Annotated in this window: 15 protein-coding genes; 12 read left to right on the top strand and 3 right to left on the bottom strand. The window is 54.4% G+C overall.

Annotated features, from left to right (window positions below; all coding sequences use genetic code 11):
* Positions 1-135: 135 nt before the first annotated feature.
* The 9 genes from PPOP_RS11175 to PPOP_RS22775 all read left to right on the top strand — a co-directional run bounded on the left by PPOP_RS11175 (position 136) and on the right by PPOP_RS22775 (position 8,106).
* Positions 136-1,314: a cysteine desulfurase family protein gene (locus PPOP_RS11175; protein WP_148277919.1), complete on the top strand. Its 1,179-nt coding sequence runs from the start codon at positions 136-138 to the stop codon at positions 1,312-1,314.
* Between the two features lie 24 nt (positions 1,315-1,338).
* The gene (thiI, locus tag PPOP_RS11170) at positions 1,339-2,628 is read left to right on the top strand and encodes a tRNA uracil 4-sulfurtransferase ThiI (RefSeq protein ID WP_006286461.1); all 1,290 of its coding nucleotides are present in this window, start codon (positions 1,339-1,341) and stop codon (positions 2,626-2,628) included.
* Positions 2,629-2,722: 94 nt separating this feature from the next.
* Positions 2,723-3,391, top strand: coding sequence for a TerC family protein (locus tag PPOP_RS11165; RefSeq protein WP_006286459.1), 669 nt, complete (start codon positions 2,723-2,725; stop codon positions 3,389-3,391).
* Between the two features lie 213 nt (positions 3,392-3,604).
* Entirely contained in the window at positions 3,605-4,090 is a 486-nt protein-coding gene (locus tag PPOP_RS11160; protein WP_006286458.1) for a hypothetical protein, read from the top strand.
* Between the two features lie 153 nt (positions 4,091-4,243).
* Positions 4,244-6,085, top strand: a complete 1,842-nt coding sequence (typA, locus tag PPOP_RS11155; protein ID WP_006286456.1) for a translational GTPase TypA — start codon at positions 4,244-4,246, stop codon at positions 6,083-6,085.
* A gap of 37 nt (positions 6,086-6,122) precedes the next feature.
* Complete coding sequence (locus tag PPOP_RS11150; protein WP_006286455.1) at positions 6,123-6,413, top strand: YlaH-like family protein; 291 nt, start codon at positions 6,123-6,125, stop codon at positions 6,411-6,413.
* Between the two features lie 60 nt (positions 6,414-6,473).
* Positions 6,474-6,755, top strand: a complete 282-nt coding sequence (locus PPOP_RS11145; protein ID WP_006286454.1) for a hypothetical protein — start codon at positions 6,474-6,476, stop codon at positions 6,753-6,755.
* 18 nt (positions 6,756-6,773) lie between these two features.
* The gene (locus PPOP_RS11140) at positions 6,774-7,871 is read left to right on the top strand and encodes an LCP family protein (RefSeq protein ID WP_006286453.1); all 1,098 of its coding nucleotides are present in this window, start codon (positions 6,774-6,776) and stop codon (positions 7,869-7,871) included.
* 82 nt (positions 7,872-7,953) lie between these two features.
* On the top strand, positions 7,954-8,106 hold the full coding sequence (locus PPOP_RS22775) for a hypothetical protein (RefSeq protein ID WP_006286452.1): 153 nt from the start codon (positions 7,954-7,956) through the stop codon (positions 8,104-8,106).
* Between the two features lie 110 nt (positions 8,107-8,216).
* Here PPOP_RS22775 and PPOP_RS11135 read toward each other — a convergent pair whose 3' ends face one another.
* Positions 8,217-8,759: a YhcN/YlaJ family sporulation lipoprotein gene (locus PPOP_RS11135; protein WP_006286451.1), complete on the bottom strand. Its 543-nt coding sequence runs from the start codon at positions 8,757-8,759 to the stop codon at positions 8,217-8,219.
* 150 nt (positions 8,760-8,909) lie between these two features.
* Here PPOP_RS11135 and PPOP_RS11130 point away from each other — a divergent pair, with 150 nt between their 5' ends.
* Positions 8,910-10,238, top strand: a complete 1,329-nt coding sequence (locus tag PPOP_RS11130) for a PhoH family protein (RefSeq protein WP_006286450.1) — start codon at positions 8,910-8,912, stop codon at positions 10,236-10,238.
* A 66-nt stretch (positions 10,239-10,304) separates the two neighbouring features.
* On the opposite strand, the gene PPOP_RS11125 is transcribed toward PPOP_RS11130, so the two are convergent.
* On the bottom strand, positions 10,305-11,417 hold the full coding sequence (locus PPOP_RS11125; RefSeq protein WP_006286449.1) for a hypothetical protein: 1,113 nt from the start codon (positions 11,415-11,417) through the stop codon (positions 10,305-10,307).
* Between the two features lie 99 nt (positions 11,418-11,516).
* Here PPOP_RS11125 and PPOP_RS11120 point away from each other — a divergent pair, with 99 nt between their 5' ends.
* The gene (locus PPOP_RS11120) at positions 11,517-12,635 is read left to right on the top strand and encodes a class I SAM-dependent methyltransferase (protein WP_093471042.1); all 1,119 of its coding nucleotides are present in this window, start codon (positions 11,517-11,519) and stop codon (positions 12,633-12,635) included.
* Between the two features lie 126 nt (positions 12,636-12,761).
* Here PPOP_RS11120 and PPOP_RS11115 read toward each other — a convergent pair whose 3' ends face one another.
* The gene (locus PPOP_RS11115; RefSeq protein ID WP_006286447.1) at positions 12,762-12,998 is read right to left on the bottom strand and encodes a DUF2626 domain-containing protein; all 237 of its coding nucleotides are present in this window, start codon (positions 12,996-12,998) and stop codon (positions 12,762-12,764) included.
* Positions 12,999-13,358: 360 nt separating this feature from the next.
* Between PPOP_RS11115 and PPOP_RS11110 the strand changes: the two genes are divergently transcribed.
* A complete protein-coding gene (locus PPOP_RS11110) occupies positions 13,359-14,003 on the top strand; it encodes an RsfA family transcriptional regulator (RefSeq protein ID WP_006286446.1) in 645 nt (214 codons plus the stop codon).
* Positions 14,004-14,133 lie beyond the last annotated feature (130 nt).

Below are 14,133 nucleotides of genomic sequence, written 5' to 3'. Positions count from 1 at the left end.
GATGGTGCGAACAGCAGAAAACGTGTAAAATAACAAGTAATGTCGAAGCTGTAGGGGATCAACAACGGCGGAAGTGGGGATGATGGTGCGCTTCCCATGCTGTATTGATCTTTTTTGTTGTAAAGGAGGCTTAGCTTGAAAACATCAACGGCGTCAATGCTATATTTTGATCATAGCGCATCCACGCCTCCGCATCCGGACGTCATTCGGACGATGACGGAAGTGATGGAGCAAATATATGCAAATCCCTCTTCGATTCACCACATGGGAGGCCAGGCGGAGCAATTGGTCCGGCGGGCACGCGAAGTCGTGGCTGGCGTGTTGAACGCATCCCCGAACGACGTTATTTATACGTCCGGGGCGACCGAGAGCAATAACCTGGCCATATTGGGAACGGTGCGGGCTCTTGCCGGGGGCCGCTCGCGGCATGTTATTACGTCGGCTGTCGAGCATGCCTCCGTCTACGAATGCTTTCGGGAGCTGGAACGGGAGGGCGTTGCCGTTACCTATTTGCCGGTAGATGAGCATGGACGCATCCGTCCCGAGGAGCTGGAAGCGGCGATTCGTCCGGAGACAGCACTCATTTCGCTTATGCATGTCAATCATGAGACCGGATCGGTGCAGCCACTTGCCGAGGCTTGCGGCATCATGCGCGCGCATCCGGGTATCGTGTTCCACGTGGACGGCGTGCAGGGACTGGGCAAGCTGCCGGTCGATCTGGAGGGTTGGGGCGTGCATTTATACAGTTTCTCCGGGCATAAAATCCAGGGGCCGAAAGGAGTTGGCGCGCTGCTGCGGCGGGGACAAGCTCCGTTGAAGCCATTGTTCGCCGGAGGAGCACAGGAGCACCGTCTCCGGCCGGGTACCGTCAATGTGCCGGGCGTGATCGCCCTGTCCAAGGCAGTTCGACTCGCTGTCGAAGGACAGCAGGCGAATTACGAGCGCTGGTCCGAGCTGCGCGGGCTGCTGCTCCGCCGATTGGAGCAATTGGATCCGCTTGTGGTGAACAGTCCGCCGCTTCCGCTTGCTGCGCCGCATATCGTCAATCTGTCGTTCCCCGGCATGAAGTCCGAAGTGGTAGTACATGCGCTGGAAGAACGGGGCGTTATCGTCTCTACCCAATCGGCATGCTCTTCCAGGCTGCACCAGCCGAGCCGGGTGCTGATAGCGATGACGAACGATACGGAACGCGCGGCCAGCGGGCTTCGTATCAGCATGGGCGCCGATACCGATAGGGCAAGCATCGAACGGCTATCCGACGCATTGGCAGAAGTGACGAAGCGACTGGCTCCCATGCGGACAAGCCGAAGATAAAGAGGGGAAAGGACCGAACCAGCTATGTATTACGATATGATACTTCTCCGATATGGGGAATTGGCCATCAAAGGTAAGAACCGCGGAAGATTTGAAAAAGCCGCCTACCAGCATGTCAAGTTCGTGCTGGCGCCGTTCCCGCAGACCCGAATTATCCGGGTATTCGGCCGGATGTACGTAGAATTGAACGGAGAGCCGGTAGATGAGGTGGTTGGCGTCCTGCGCCGGGTGTTCGGCATCGTGTCGCTAAGCCCAGTGAAGCGGGCTCCCTCGGAGCTGGAACCGATTGTGGAGACGGCGCTGCAGCTTATGGCTGAGATAAATCCGGGGGAGAATACGACCTTCAAGGTGACGGCCCGGAGAGCCTGGAAAGCTTTCCCACACGGATCGCAGGAATTGAATCATCTGGTCGGCGCGCCGATTCTGCGCCAATACCCGCAGCTCACCGTCGATGTCCGCAAGCCCGATATCGAGTTGCATGTCGAGGTGCGCGAGGAAGGGACCTACCTGTTCAACGAGGTTATTCCAGGCGCGGGCGGCTTCCCGCTGGCATCTAACGGGCGGGCCATGCTGCTGCTGTCCGGCGGAATTGACAGCCCCGTTGCCGGGTATCAGACGCTGCGCAAAGGTCTGGAAATCGAGGCGATTCATTTCCACAGCTTTCCGTTCACCAGCGAACGCGCCAAGCAGAAGGTGCTGGATCTGGCTCAGGTGCTCGCCAACTATGCCGGCCGGTTGCGGGTGCACCTTGTCCCGTTCACGGAGATTCAGACCCGTCTGCATCAGGAAGCGCCGGATAATTTGATGATTACGCTCATGCGGCGGGCGATGATGCGCATCTCGACCCGGTTGGCCGAACAGCGCAAAGCCGGAGCGCTCATCTCGGGGGACAGCCTTGGGCAAGTAGCGAGCCAGACGCTCGGGAGCATGAATGTCATCGGGCGCGTTACCGATCTGCCGCTTCTGCGTCCGCTCGTCACAATGGACAAGAATGAAATTATCCGCATATCGGAGCAGATCGGAACCTACGCCCTGTCCATCTTGCCTTACGAGGATTGCTGCACCTTGTTCATTCCAAAATCGCCTTCCACGAATCCGAATCTGCGTGTCGTCGAATATGCCGAGCATTCGTTGAAGGATTACGAAGCGCTGCTGGAAGCGGCGGTGGCACAGACGGAGTCCCTCGTCCTGCGAGCCGGTGGAAGCCCTGATAATGCGATTGCCCTGACTGGGACAAAACGGCAAGAGGCTTCTGAAGCGGAGGCATCCGGCAAGACAGAGAGCGAGCCTGCCCGGACGGATGACTGGTTCTAATCCACATCCCGGATTCCGTTTGCGGTTCACGCGCAAAAAAACGTCATAGCCTGTCTCCTCTGTTCATAAATGTAGGAGACAGGGGGGACGGACTGTGGACTCGATATGGATGATAGGGGAAATACTGCTGATCAATATGGTGTTGAGTGGGGACAACGCGGTCATTATCGCCATGGCTTCCCGCCATCTTCCCCTCCATTACCGCCGCCAGGCGGTATGGTGGGGCGTGGGAGGTGCGGTGATGATGCGCTGCGTGCTGACGGTTGCGGCCGTAACGCTGCTGCGAATCCCTCTGCTCCAAGCGGCAGGCGGAGCGATGCTCTTCGCCATCGCCGTCCAACTGACCATCACGCCCTGGCAGGAGCCGGATGCGATGAAAGTGGCCGACTCCTTATGGACCTCGATCCGCACCATTCTGATTGCGGATTTCGTGATGAGTCTGGATAACGTGCTGGCTATCGCGGCCATTGCGAAGGGGCGGATGGAATTCGTCATCCTCGGCGTTGCCCTCAGCATTCCACTTATCGTGTGGGGCAGCTCGATCATCAGCCGCTGGCTGGAGCGGCTGCCGCTGCTTATGTACGCGGGAGCGGGAATTCTGGCACATACCGCCGGGGAGATGATTGCATCCGATACGCAGATCATCGCCTGGGTAGACCGATCAGGTCTTCGCTCGGAAGAAATCCTACCTTGGGTAATGGTGGGACTGGCATTGCTTCTCAGTTTATTTTTTCGCGGCAGGGGCAAGATCGGAACAAAATAATACCCGTATAGTGCGATGATGCGGTGCATGCATTCAGCCGCTGCCTTCTTCGGGGAACGGCTGTCTTTTTGTGCCGTTTGCGGATTTTGCAAATTTTCAGGTGATGGTGGTATTTTTCCGGACTTTCATATACACTAGAAAAGATAAAACTGACGCACCGAACGCCGCACCTGTCTATCAAATCGTAACCATGATGCATGGAGGTATTGTCGAATGGGCAAAAATCAACAAGTAATCGGCATCGTAATCCTCGCTGCAGGCTTATTTATATTGTTGGGCAAATGGGGAGTCTTTGCTTTAATCGGCGGCACCTTGTGGCCGCTCATCATGTTTGTTGCCGGACTGGGTGCGTACGCTCTCGTTCGGGCGAGAATCGCCCCACCCATTACGATGGTGCCTGCAGGCATGCTGACCGTCTACGGTGTCCTGTTCATGCTGACGCATTGGATAAGCGCCGGCCTGTTCACATGGCTGTGGCCCCTGCTTCTGGTTGGGGTCGGGGTAGGCCTGTACGGCTATTATGTAGAAGATCCACTCCATCTGCGGAACGCATGGCTTGGCTCGCTGTTGTTCGGCGGGGTAGGATTCGGCATTTTTATCTTGATGCTCATGATTACAATCAGCCTCTACATGATTGCGGTTGCGCTCATCGTGGTAGGAGCCGCCCTCGTCTTCGGCCGCTTAGGCCGAAGAAGGTAAGAGGCTTGCCGCAACATGGAGACTCCATTCCGTCCGAGTAGAAACGCCGCCTTATTCCGGCGTTTTTCTTGATGAATTGCCTTGTTCGTCTTTTACGTGGGCAAGGACGTTTCCAATGCTTATCATTCACATCCAGAAGGGAAAGGTTCAAGTATGCAAGATCGACAAAACATTCGCAATATCGCTATTATTGCTCACGTTGACCATGGCAAGACGACGCTCGTGGACAAGCTTCTCCAGCAATCCGGTACGTACCGCGACAATGAAGTGGTACAGGAACGCGCCATGGACTCCAACGATCTGGAGCGTGAACGTGGCATTACGATTTTGGCCAAGAACACGGCGATTACGTATAAAGATTACTTGATTAATATTGTGGATACTCCGGGCCACGCCGATTTCGGCGGAGAAGTGGAGCGCATTATGAAAATGGTCGATGGGGTGCTGCTCGTCGTCGATGCCTTTGAAGGCTGCATGCCGCAGACGAAGTTCGTGCTCCGCAAAGCGCTGGAGCATGATTTGACGCCGATCGTCGTCGTCAACAAGATCGACCGTCCGAATGCCCGGCCGCATGAAGTCATTGACGAAGTGCTTGAATTGTTCATCGAGCTCGATGCCAATGACGAACAGCTTGATTTCCCGGTTGTCTATGCATCCGCTCTGAACGGGACGTCGAGCTTGTCGCCAGAGCAGCAGGACAGTAACATGCAATCGCTCTATGACACGATCGTGGAGCATATTCCTTCTCCGGCGGAGAACCCGGATGAGCCGCTCCAATTCCTCGTTACGCTGCTTGACTACAATGAATATATGGGCCGGATTGCGATCGGCCGCGTGAACCGGGGCCGCATCCGCCAAGGACAGACCGTCGCCGTCATCAACCGCGAGGGCCAGGTGAAGCAGGCGCGAATTGAGAAGCTGTTCGGCTTCCAAGGATTGAAGCGGATCGAGCGCAACGAGGCCGGGGCCGGAGATATCGTGGCCATTGCCGGAATCAAGGACATCAATATCGGCGAGACGCTGGCGGATCCGGCGCATCCGGAAGCACTGCCTGTCCTTCATATTGACGAGCCTACGCTGCAGATGACCTTCCTGGTGAATAACAGCCCGTTCGCCGGAAGAGAAGGGAAATGGATTACGTCCCGCAAGCTGCGCGAGCGTCTGATGAAGGAACTGGAGACCGATGTTAGCTTGCGGGTGGAAGAAACCGATAGTCCGGAAGCATTCATCGTCTCCGGACGGGGCGAGCTTCACCTCGGCATTCTGATCGAGAATATGCGCCGTGAAGGCTATGAACTCCAAGTGTCGAAGCCGGAGGTCATCGTGAAAGTGATCGACGGCAAAAAAATGGAGCCGATCGAGCGGCTCGTTATCGACATTCCGGAAGATTCCACTGGTTCGGTCATGGAGAGCTTGGGCACCCGGCGGGCCGAGATGGTCAATATGATCAACCATGGCAACGGCCAGGTCCGCCTGGAATTTCTGATTCCGGCCCGGGGGCTGATCGGATACCGCACCACTTTCCTGACGCTGACCCGCGGCTACGGTATTATGAACCATGCCTTCGACCATTACGGTCCTTATGTCGGCGGCCAGGTCGGCGGACGGCACCAAGGGGTGCTGGTCTCGACCGAGACGGGCACCAGCACCATGTACGGCATGTTGTCGGTCGAGGACCGCGGCGTGCTGTTCCTTCAGTCAGGAACCGAAGTATATGAGGGCATGATCGTCGGCGAGCATAATCGCGACAATGACATCGTCGTCAACATCTGCAAAGAGAAGGCGCTCACGAATGTCCGGTCGGCGACGAAGGACGAGACGGTCCGCATGAAGACGCCGCGCCTGTTCTCGCTGGAGCAGGCTCTGGAATATTTGAACGATGATGAATACTGCGAGATTACTCCATCCACGGTTCGCCTTCGCAAAAAAATTCTGAACAAAAGCGAACGAGAACGGGCAGAAAAAGTGCGCAAAATGTCCGAATCTCATGTATAATGGGATTTGGATAATGTTGGCATAGGAGTGACCCTCAATGCAAGCGTGGTTGGCATCCCATCCATTTATAAGCTACATGCTTATATTTGCGTTCATGGTGTACATCTTCAATAAAGTGTTTCGTACGCAGCAGAAGCTGCCTTTTCTCAAAGAAATTTTGGTGTATTTGTTTATGGCGGTCGGGGCGTTCATTCTGCTGATTTTCCAGATCGACAAGCTGCCGATCGTGCAGTGTCTGTCCGTGGCTGTCATCCTCATGTTCATGGTGCGCATCCGTTACTTCGTCGAAGAGCGGCGGCGCAAAAAAGAAGCAAAACATCAAGGCTGATTACGGTTGACCCGCTGCCGGAAGGCAGCGGGCATCTGAACAGAAGGGACGAGGGCGCATATGATGAAACTTCCGGTTGCGCTGTTCAATTGGCTGCAGATGAAGATCGTGGCAGATGCCCGCCCTGAGGATGGGGCGGCCAAGGAGACGGTTGCTTTTTTTGAACATATTTTGCGCGAAGATCATCAGTTGGGTCCAGTCGCCGCGGAGTGGAACGAAGCGGAAGACAGCTATGTCGTTACCTATGATCAGGACGGGGCCACGCATTCCAAGCGGTTCGAGCGGGACGAAGCGGAACGGCTGTGGAAAGACATTGAAGCGAATCCGAAATACAACGAGTAACATGATGTAGGAGGAACTATGAATTCATCGACACCATTGCCGCCGAGAAAACAACAGAGCGTAAAAGCAGCTTCGGCACGCAAAGGCATGCCGAAATGGCTAAAGGCCATTCTCATTGCGATTATCGTTCTATCTCTTGGCGTCATCAGTTACGCCGGATACATATTGCTGTATGCCAATAACAAGCTGGCTGACATCTCCACCGCCAATGCCGGAGGAGAGGGCGCAAGCACGGTTCAGGCCACGCTGACGCCGAAGAGCGATCCTTTCTCGTTCGTGCTGCTCGGGCTGGATTACCGGCCGGAGCTTCCGGGGAAGCGGACGGATGTCATCATGGTTGGCGCGATTCATCCCGATACGCAGGAAGCGGTGCTCGTGTCGCTGCCACGGGATACGTACTTCAATATTCCGGGTTACGGACCGGATAAGCTGAATCATTTTTATCCTAACTTCTATGTGATGAAAGAGCGGGGCACATTGGACAGCGAGACGCCGGAAGACGAGCTGCGGATGATGCTCGGGCAATATTTAGGCGTCAATCTCGATTATACGGCCGTCATTAACTTCAAAGGCTTCGTTGACCTGGTCGATGCGGTCGGCGGTGTCGATGTCAATGTCGATCAGGATATGTGCTACGTTGACAAGGAAGACGGTACGAATATTAATTTAAGCAAAGGATTTCAACATCTGGACGGCAAAAATGCGCTCGACTTCGTCCGTTACCGCAAATCGAACGGGCAATGCAGTCCTCAGACGCCGGGAACGACCGATTTCGACCGCAATAAGCGCCAGAACGCCGTGCTGAAGGAGATCGTCAGCAATATGCAGTCGCTGGGCGGTCTCACGAAGGCGACGGATGTGATTGACGCCCTGGCGGACAATTTCACGATCGACATGTTGTCGTCCCAGATTCGCAGCGCCCTGACAACGTATCTTACGATGGATAAGGATAATATCCATTACATCTCGGTCGACGGAGACTGGAAGAGTCCTTATATTTATCCGTTCGAGGATAAATTGGAAGAGGCCAAGCAGGCGCTTAAGGACATTCAGGCAGGCCATTCGCTGAAGGAGCCGGCGAACCCGGCCGAGACGCCTGCTGCACCGGCGGCCTAGTTATACAGGTTGTATGCAATTTTTATTACATTGATTAATATAATAGAATGACAGGAGCGAACTTGTATAGGAGGTCGAAGGGATGCCGAAGCAGCCAGCCGCCATGCACAATGGACAGCAGAACAGAATGCTGAATATGGCGGGCAGCGGCATGCTGCCGTCCGACGCTGACAAGGACTCCAGCCGATGCGTGCCTATGGATGGGGTGAGATCGACGTCCATGCAAAAAGCCTAGTAAAATACTAGGCTTTTTGCTGCATTTAGGAACGCTTGGCTGTGTCCTGTCTGGCACGGCAGCAGTCGCATGCTTGTCTGGCTCCAGGCCCAGCGCCTGACGACTGGCCGTTAACGCACTTGCTGGGAGCGGGTTCCGTCTTTCGGTGCCGAGTCGGGCGCATTCGACTCGATCTGCTTGACGTCATTCGGAATTTGCGGAACGATGCGCCCTACGATATCGGCGAGCTCATTCGCGAAGCCGGATATCGGCCGGCCCTGCCGAATATCGGCGGCCATCTCTCGCAGTCTTGCATTCATGTCCATGTCGGCCGTCACGAGGGCGTTGGCACCATATTTATCCTTGCTCAAAGCCTCGGCCACGGAATATTTAATTGTTCCTACCTGGGAACGCTCCAGCTTGGCATCGACATCAATGCCGACAATCGCCGTATTTCCGAAGACGACGCAATTCGCGGATTGGACGCCGTGCACTTTGCGCGCCAGATCAGCCAGATGCTGGCTGACCACTCCTGCATCTTGAATGTTGCGCTTGCCGTCCTGGATCGGCTGAGCCTGTCCTCCCGAGTAACTTCCTGGTGTTGCTTGCCTGTTCGCATTGCCGCATCCGGCGAGCATCCCTGCGATCACGATAGCAACCAGCAATCTATGCATCACATATCAACCTTTCCTTTTGTTTGACCATAAAAAATGAGACTTCCGATTGAGTATAGTGTGAACGGCCGCGGCATTTTTTATGTAATGCAAAATGAATTGCCACGCCCTCCCCTCTTGGAACGGTCTGTTCGACGAAAGGAGAATCCAATGAGCAAAATATTTGTATTGGATACGAATGTGCTGCTGCATGATCCGAATGCCCTGTTTGCTTTTCAAGATAATGAAGTGATTATCCCTGCCGTCGTGCTCGAAGAAATGGATTCCAAAAAACGCAATGCCGATGAGCTCGGACGCAATGCGCGATCGGTATCCCGGCTGCTGGACGGCTTGCGGGAACACGGTCATCTGCATCATGGCGTCCGTCTCCCCAACGGAGGCACGCTAAAGGTGGAATTGAATCATCGCAGCTTCGCCAAGGTTCAGGAAATGTTCGGAGAGGTATCGAACGATAACCGCATAATGGCTGTTGCTTTGAATTACCAATTGGAGCAAAAGCATGTAGAGCATCCGGCGGAAGTCATCCTAGTCAGCAAGGATGTGCTTGTCAGAATTAAGGCGGATGTGCTTGGACTGCATACGGAGGATTATTTGTCCGACCGGACGGTTCAATCGGGTGATGAATTATACAGCGGCCTGTTCTCCGTTCATGTTCACCCCAGCATTATCGATACATTCTACTCCTCTCGCATGCTCCGGCTGAAGCAGCTCGGACTGCGGCTGTATCCGCATCAATTTGTCATTTTGAAGGACGAGATCGGCACGAGCAAATCCGCCTTGCTCAAGGTTAACGCCGAGGGCACCAAGCTAGAGTCGCTTTATTTGAGCAATGACCCGGTATGGGGAATTACCGCGCGCAACGTTCAGCAGCGGATGGCACTCGAACTGCTGCTTAACGACGACATTCCACTAGTGACGCTGACAGGGAAAGCCGGCACGGGAAAGACGCTTCTGGCATTGGCAGCCGGGCTGATGAAGGTGGAAGATGAGCGAAAGTACAAGAAGCTGTTAATTGTGCGTCCGGTCGTGCCCATGGGCAAGGATATCGGTTATCTGCCCGGGGAGAAGGAGGAGAAGCTGCGGCCGTGGATGCAGCCGATTTATGATAACCTGGAGTTCCTGTTCGATACGAAAAAATCCGGGGACATCGACAAAATCCTGGTCGGCATGAACAACATTCAGGTGGAGGCGCTGACCTACATTCGAGGCCGATCCATTCCGGGACAATTCATTATTATTGACGAGGCGCAAAATTTATCCGAGCATGAGGTCAAGACGATTGTCTCCCGGGTCGGAGAGGGCAGCAAAATCATCCTGATGGGGGATCCGGCGCAAATTGACCATCCCTATCTTGATTCGGCGAGCAACGGCCTGACTCATTTGGTGGAACGGTTCAAAGCCGAGGGGGTCAGCGGCCATGTGACGCTTGAAAAGGGGGAGCGATCACGCCTTGCGCAGATTGCGGCCGATTTGCTGTAGAACTCCGGAGAACACAATAACCATCAACAGGAATTGAATACCGCTGTTGATGGTTGTTTGCGTTGCCTACCATTTCATGGACAGATGCACCGTAATCTGCTTGTCTTCCACGTTGACATCGGTTGCTTCGATAAACGATACCAGCCGCTGCGGATAGAAGCCGAGATCGAATTCCTCTTCCAATTGCGAACGGGTCGTATCCGGCAGCTCCAGGCCATTGATCATCAGGCGGTCAACATGGAATAGCATCCTATTTTCCGGCTCGCTTTCCAGCGTGTAATGGCCTTGAACGAATACGCTCAGTCCGGCGCTGTCCCCTTCGGCAGATACCGAACCTTCCTGGAAGCGGAAGGAGAACTGCTCGAAAATCGGATCCTGCTCGCGCACAAATTGATTCAGTTCTTCTTCTTGGATCGTAATGGTATACTTAGTACCATCGATTTGCAGATTGCCGCTCTTCTTCACGAAATCCGGCAGCTTATGCATCGCATCGGCCAGGGCACGGAAATGGCGGCGCACCTCAAATATGCCGATGTTCTGCCAATAAGAGGTGAATTGCTGGATAAGCCTGCTCATCGCTTCCGGATCGCTGCTGTTCGCCACATTGGTATCAAGCTCCTGCTGCAGGGCATTCACCCTGTTGCGCTGTTGGATAAGCTGTTGCTTGACCTGCGACAATTCCCGTTCCGTAAGGGCTAACGTATCGCGAAGCTGATTCAGATATTTCAGCTGTTCGGAATACGTCACCCATATTTCTTGGTCGCTTCTGAACAGGAACTGATAGTAATCGAACAGCAGCCAGATGGAGTGTTCGTCACGGACAGAGAGCAGGGCCTGAAGCAGCATGTCGCGCTCTCCCATATAATAGGCGCGGAGCACGCGGCCCGCCTGCTCCCGCTTCTGATCGAAGGCGGCTGCCTGCTTGCGGAGGGTGTCTTCCGTCTGGCGGCGTTCCCCGGCAGCGGTCGACTCCTTCGCGGCAATGCGCTCGATCTCTTTGGTAAGCTCGGTGACTGACAAGCTCTGCTGGAGCAGCTTGCGCTGTGCTTCGGTTGGTTTCTTGATCCAGCCTGTATGAACCGTTGATTCCGCACAAGTGGCACCGGGCGCCGCAATGGAGAAGAGAAGAATAAAGGCGAGTCCCAACAGCGCGTAGCGCGCACGCTGTGTCAATGACATCGGGTTCCCTCCTTACAAACGGTATGCATAACTCATCGTATGACTCGTCCAGACGGGATATGACCTCTTTCCCGACCACGCACAGAAAGGATGGTTGCCATGTCTCATTATCCTTCTAATTCCATTCTCATTCAACATCTAATTCATCGCATTCGCCACTCTGCCAAGGCAGTGATTCCCTTTTCTTCCTTCATGGAAAGCTGCCTGTACCATCCGAAATGCGGCTATTACATGTCGGATCGCCCAAAAATCGGCAAGGAGGGCGATTTTTATACGAGCTCGAATGTGGGGAGCCCGATGGGGGAGATGATCGCGGTCTATATTCACCGCCTTGCTGCGGAGAAGGGCTGGGCGCCGGACACGTTCACGATCCTCGAGTGGGGAGGTGGCAACGGCCGTCTATCCGAACACATCAACGATCGCCTGCGTCGTGATCGCTGCTGCGGTTACCGCTACGCCATCGTTGAAGCGAGCCCTTATCATGTGCGGCTGGCCAAGGAGCGGCTGGGCAGAGAAGGCTTCCCTGTATCCTGGTGGACGGAGGCCGATTATCGGCGCGAGGCGGGCGGGAGCCGGCTCTTCGTCCTCGCCAACGAGCTGCTGGATGCGTTCCCGGTCGAGCGCATCCGCGCAACCAACGGGCAGATCGAGCAATGCTTCGTTGTCTTGGAGGAAGTAAAGCAGCGCTTCCGTCCCGTCTGGCTTCCAGCAGAACCGGAAGTGCTCCGGTGGCTGAACCGCTATCGGATCGTGCTGCCGGAAGGCCGGATCTGCGATGCCGGGATCGCTATGAGCGGCTGGCTCGGCAGCATGCTGCGGCATGCATCCGAAGCGGAATTCATCTTCATCGATTACGGCGATGCAACGGAGGAATTGACGGCGGAGCATCGCGTCAACGGGACGCTAATGTGCTATCACCGGCATCGCGCCCATGACAACCCGTGGATACATATCGGTGAACAGGACATGACAGCTATGGTCGATTTCAGTGTCTGCCAGCAGGCAGCCCTCGAAGCCGGAGCGCTGATTCGGGATTATATGACGCAGAAAGCCTTCCTGCTGAAGCAAGGTCTGCTGCAGGAGCTGGTCGATCATGCGCGCCCCGATCCGTTCAGCCCGGAAGCGCGCCGCAACCGGGCGATCCGGCAACTGCTCCTCAGCGATCAGTTGAGCGAACGGTTCCGCGTGCTGCTGCTCGCGCGGGAGGCTTCCGCTTAGCCGCCGTGCGGCAGTTGGCAACGGAGCAGCCCAAAAATAAAGAACGGCCGAAGCGAGAGAGACTTCGGCCGTATCTGTTATGTGCTGCTCATCAGCACATCCCGCAGTCACCTCGGCGTATCCGCCTTAGAACGGCTTGCCCATTACGAATACGGTCCAATAAGCGAAGCCGGTAAAGCATACAAGCATGTACCCCCAGAACAGAAGTATATACGTGCGCTCGGACAATTTCAGATATCCCAACAACACAAAGAAGGCAGTCTGCATGAAGAAGAGCAGGGCCATCTCGATCATGTCTCCAGCAAACGCCATTAGACCGATGACAAATGTCCAGAAGCCGAGTACGCGATACATTCGTGCCACGATTCATCCTCCTCTCGTTACGATCGATCCCACTTTTCTAATAATTTTCTAAAGATTTTCTAATGAAATTATAGCGCTCGTAGTTGGTAATGTAAACGATTAACTGTAATGAGAAACCAAATAGCTTGGCTAGAACTTCAAAAATGTGAGATAGAGCATGGGCCGCGCGCGTATGTTTCCTAGGCAAAATGGATATACATTTTAGTATCCGATAGATTCTATGAAATCTAGCATGAGCATAGAGATGGAATAAGCGGTTATTTCAAGCGGCCGTATACTTCGCTCCAATAATCGGATGGCGAACGCGGCGCAGCTGCTTGCGACCGATATGAATGATGGAAGTCGTTAGGAGGTTATTTCATGACAGCAATAAGACAAGATGCATGGACCGCAGATGATGATTTGATTTTAGCGGAAGTTACACTTCGGCACATCCGGGAAGGCAGTACCCAGTTGGCCGCTTTTGAGGAAGTAGGAGAAAAGATCGGACGCACGTCCGCAGCGTGCGGATTCCGTTGGAACAGCTGCGTCCGCAAAAAGTATGAGGCGGCGATACAACTGGCCAAAGCGCAGCGGCAGAAGCGCAATTATTTGAAAAAGCAGACGCTGGGGGCTCAGGTCGCTTCTCTTGCACTGCAGGAGGGAGAAGACACTGATTTGAAAGGCGAGATGTTGACGGAAGAATCATTGTCGATGGACATGGTTATCCGTTATTTGCGCCAGATGCGCAACAATGTGCAGGAAATGACCCGCCAAATCAAGCATATGGAAAAAGAACTGCATGAAAAGGAAGAATGCTGTGCCCGTCTGCAGCGGGAAAATGAGGAGCTCTCCCAGCAAGTCAATGTGGTAGAGACCGACTACCGTACGGTGAACGATGATTATAAAGCGCTCATTCAAATTATGGACCGTGCCCGCCGATTGGCTATCTTAAGCGAGGAAGACGATGATATGAAGACACGGTTCCGTATGGACGCCAACGGCAATTTGGAGCGAATCGAATAGGCGCCGGCTTCCGTCCCCGGCACATGCAGGGCGATGCAAGGAAAGCACCTGGCGAGAGAATTCTCTCACTTGGCGCTTTTTTTGTATTTTTGCAGATTATTTGATATAACAAGAACACTGATAGGACGTG

The sequence above is a fragment of the Paenibacillus popilliae ATCC 14706 genome, assembly GCF_000315235.1.
GTDB classification, from domain to species: Bacteria; Bacillota; Bacilli; order Paenibacillales; family Paenibacillaceae; genus Paenibacillus_B; species Paenibacillus_B popilliae.
This window is presented reverse-complemented; position numbering and strand designations above follow the sequence as displayed.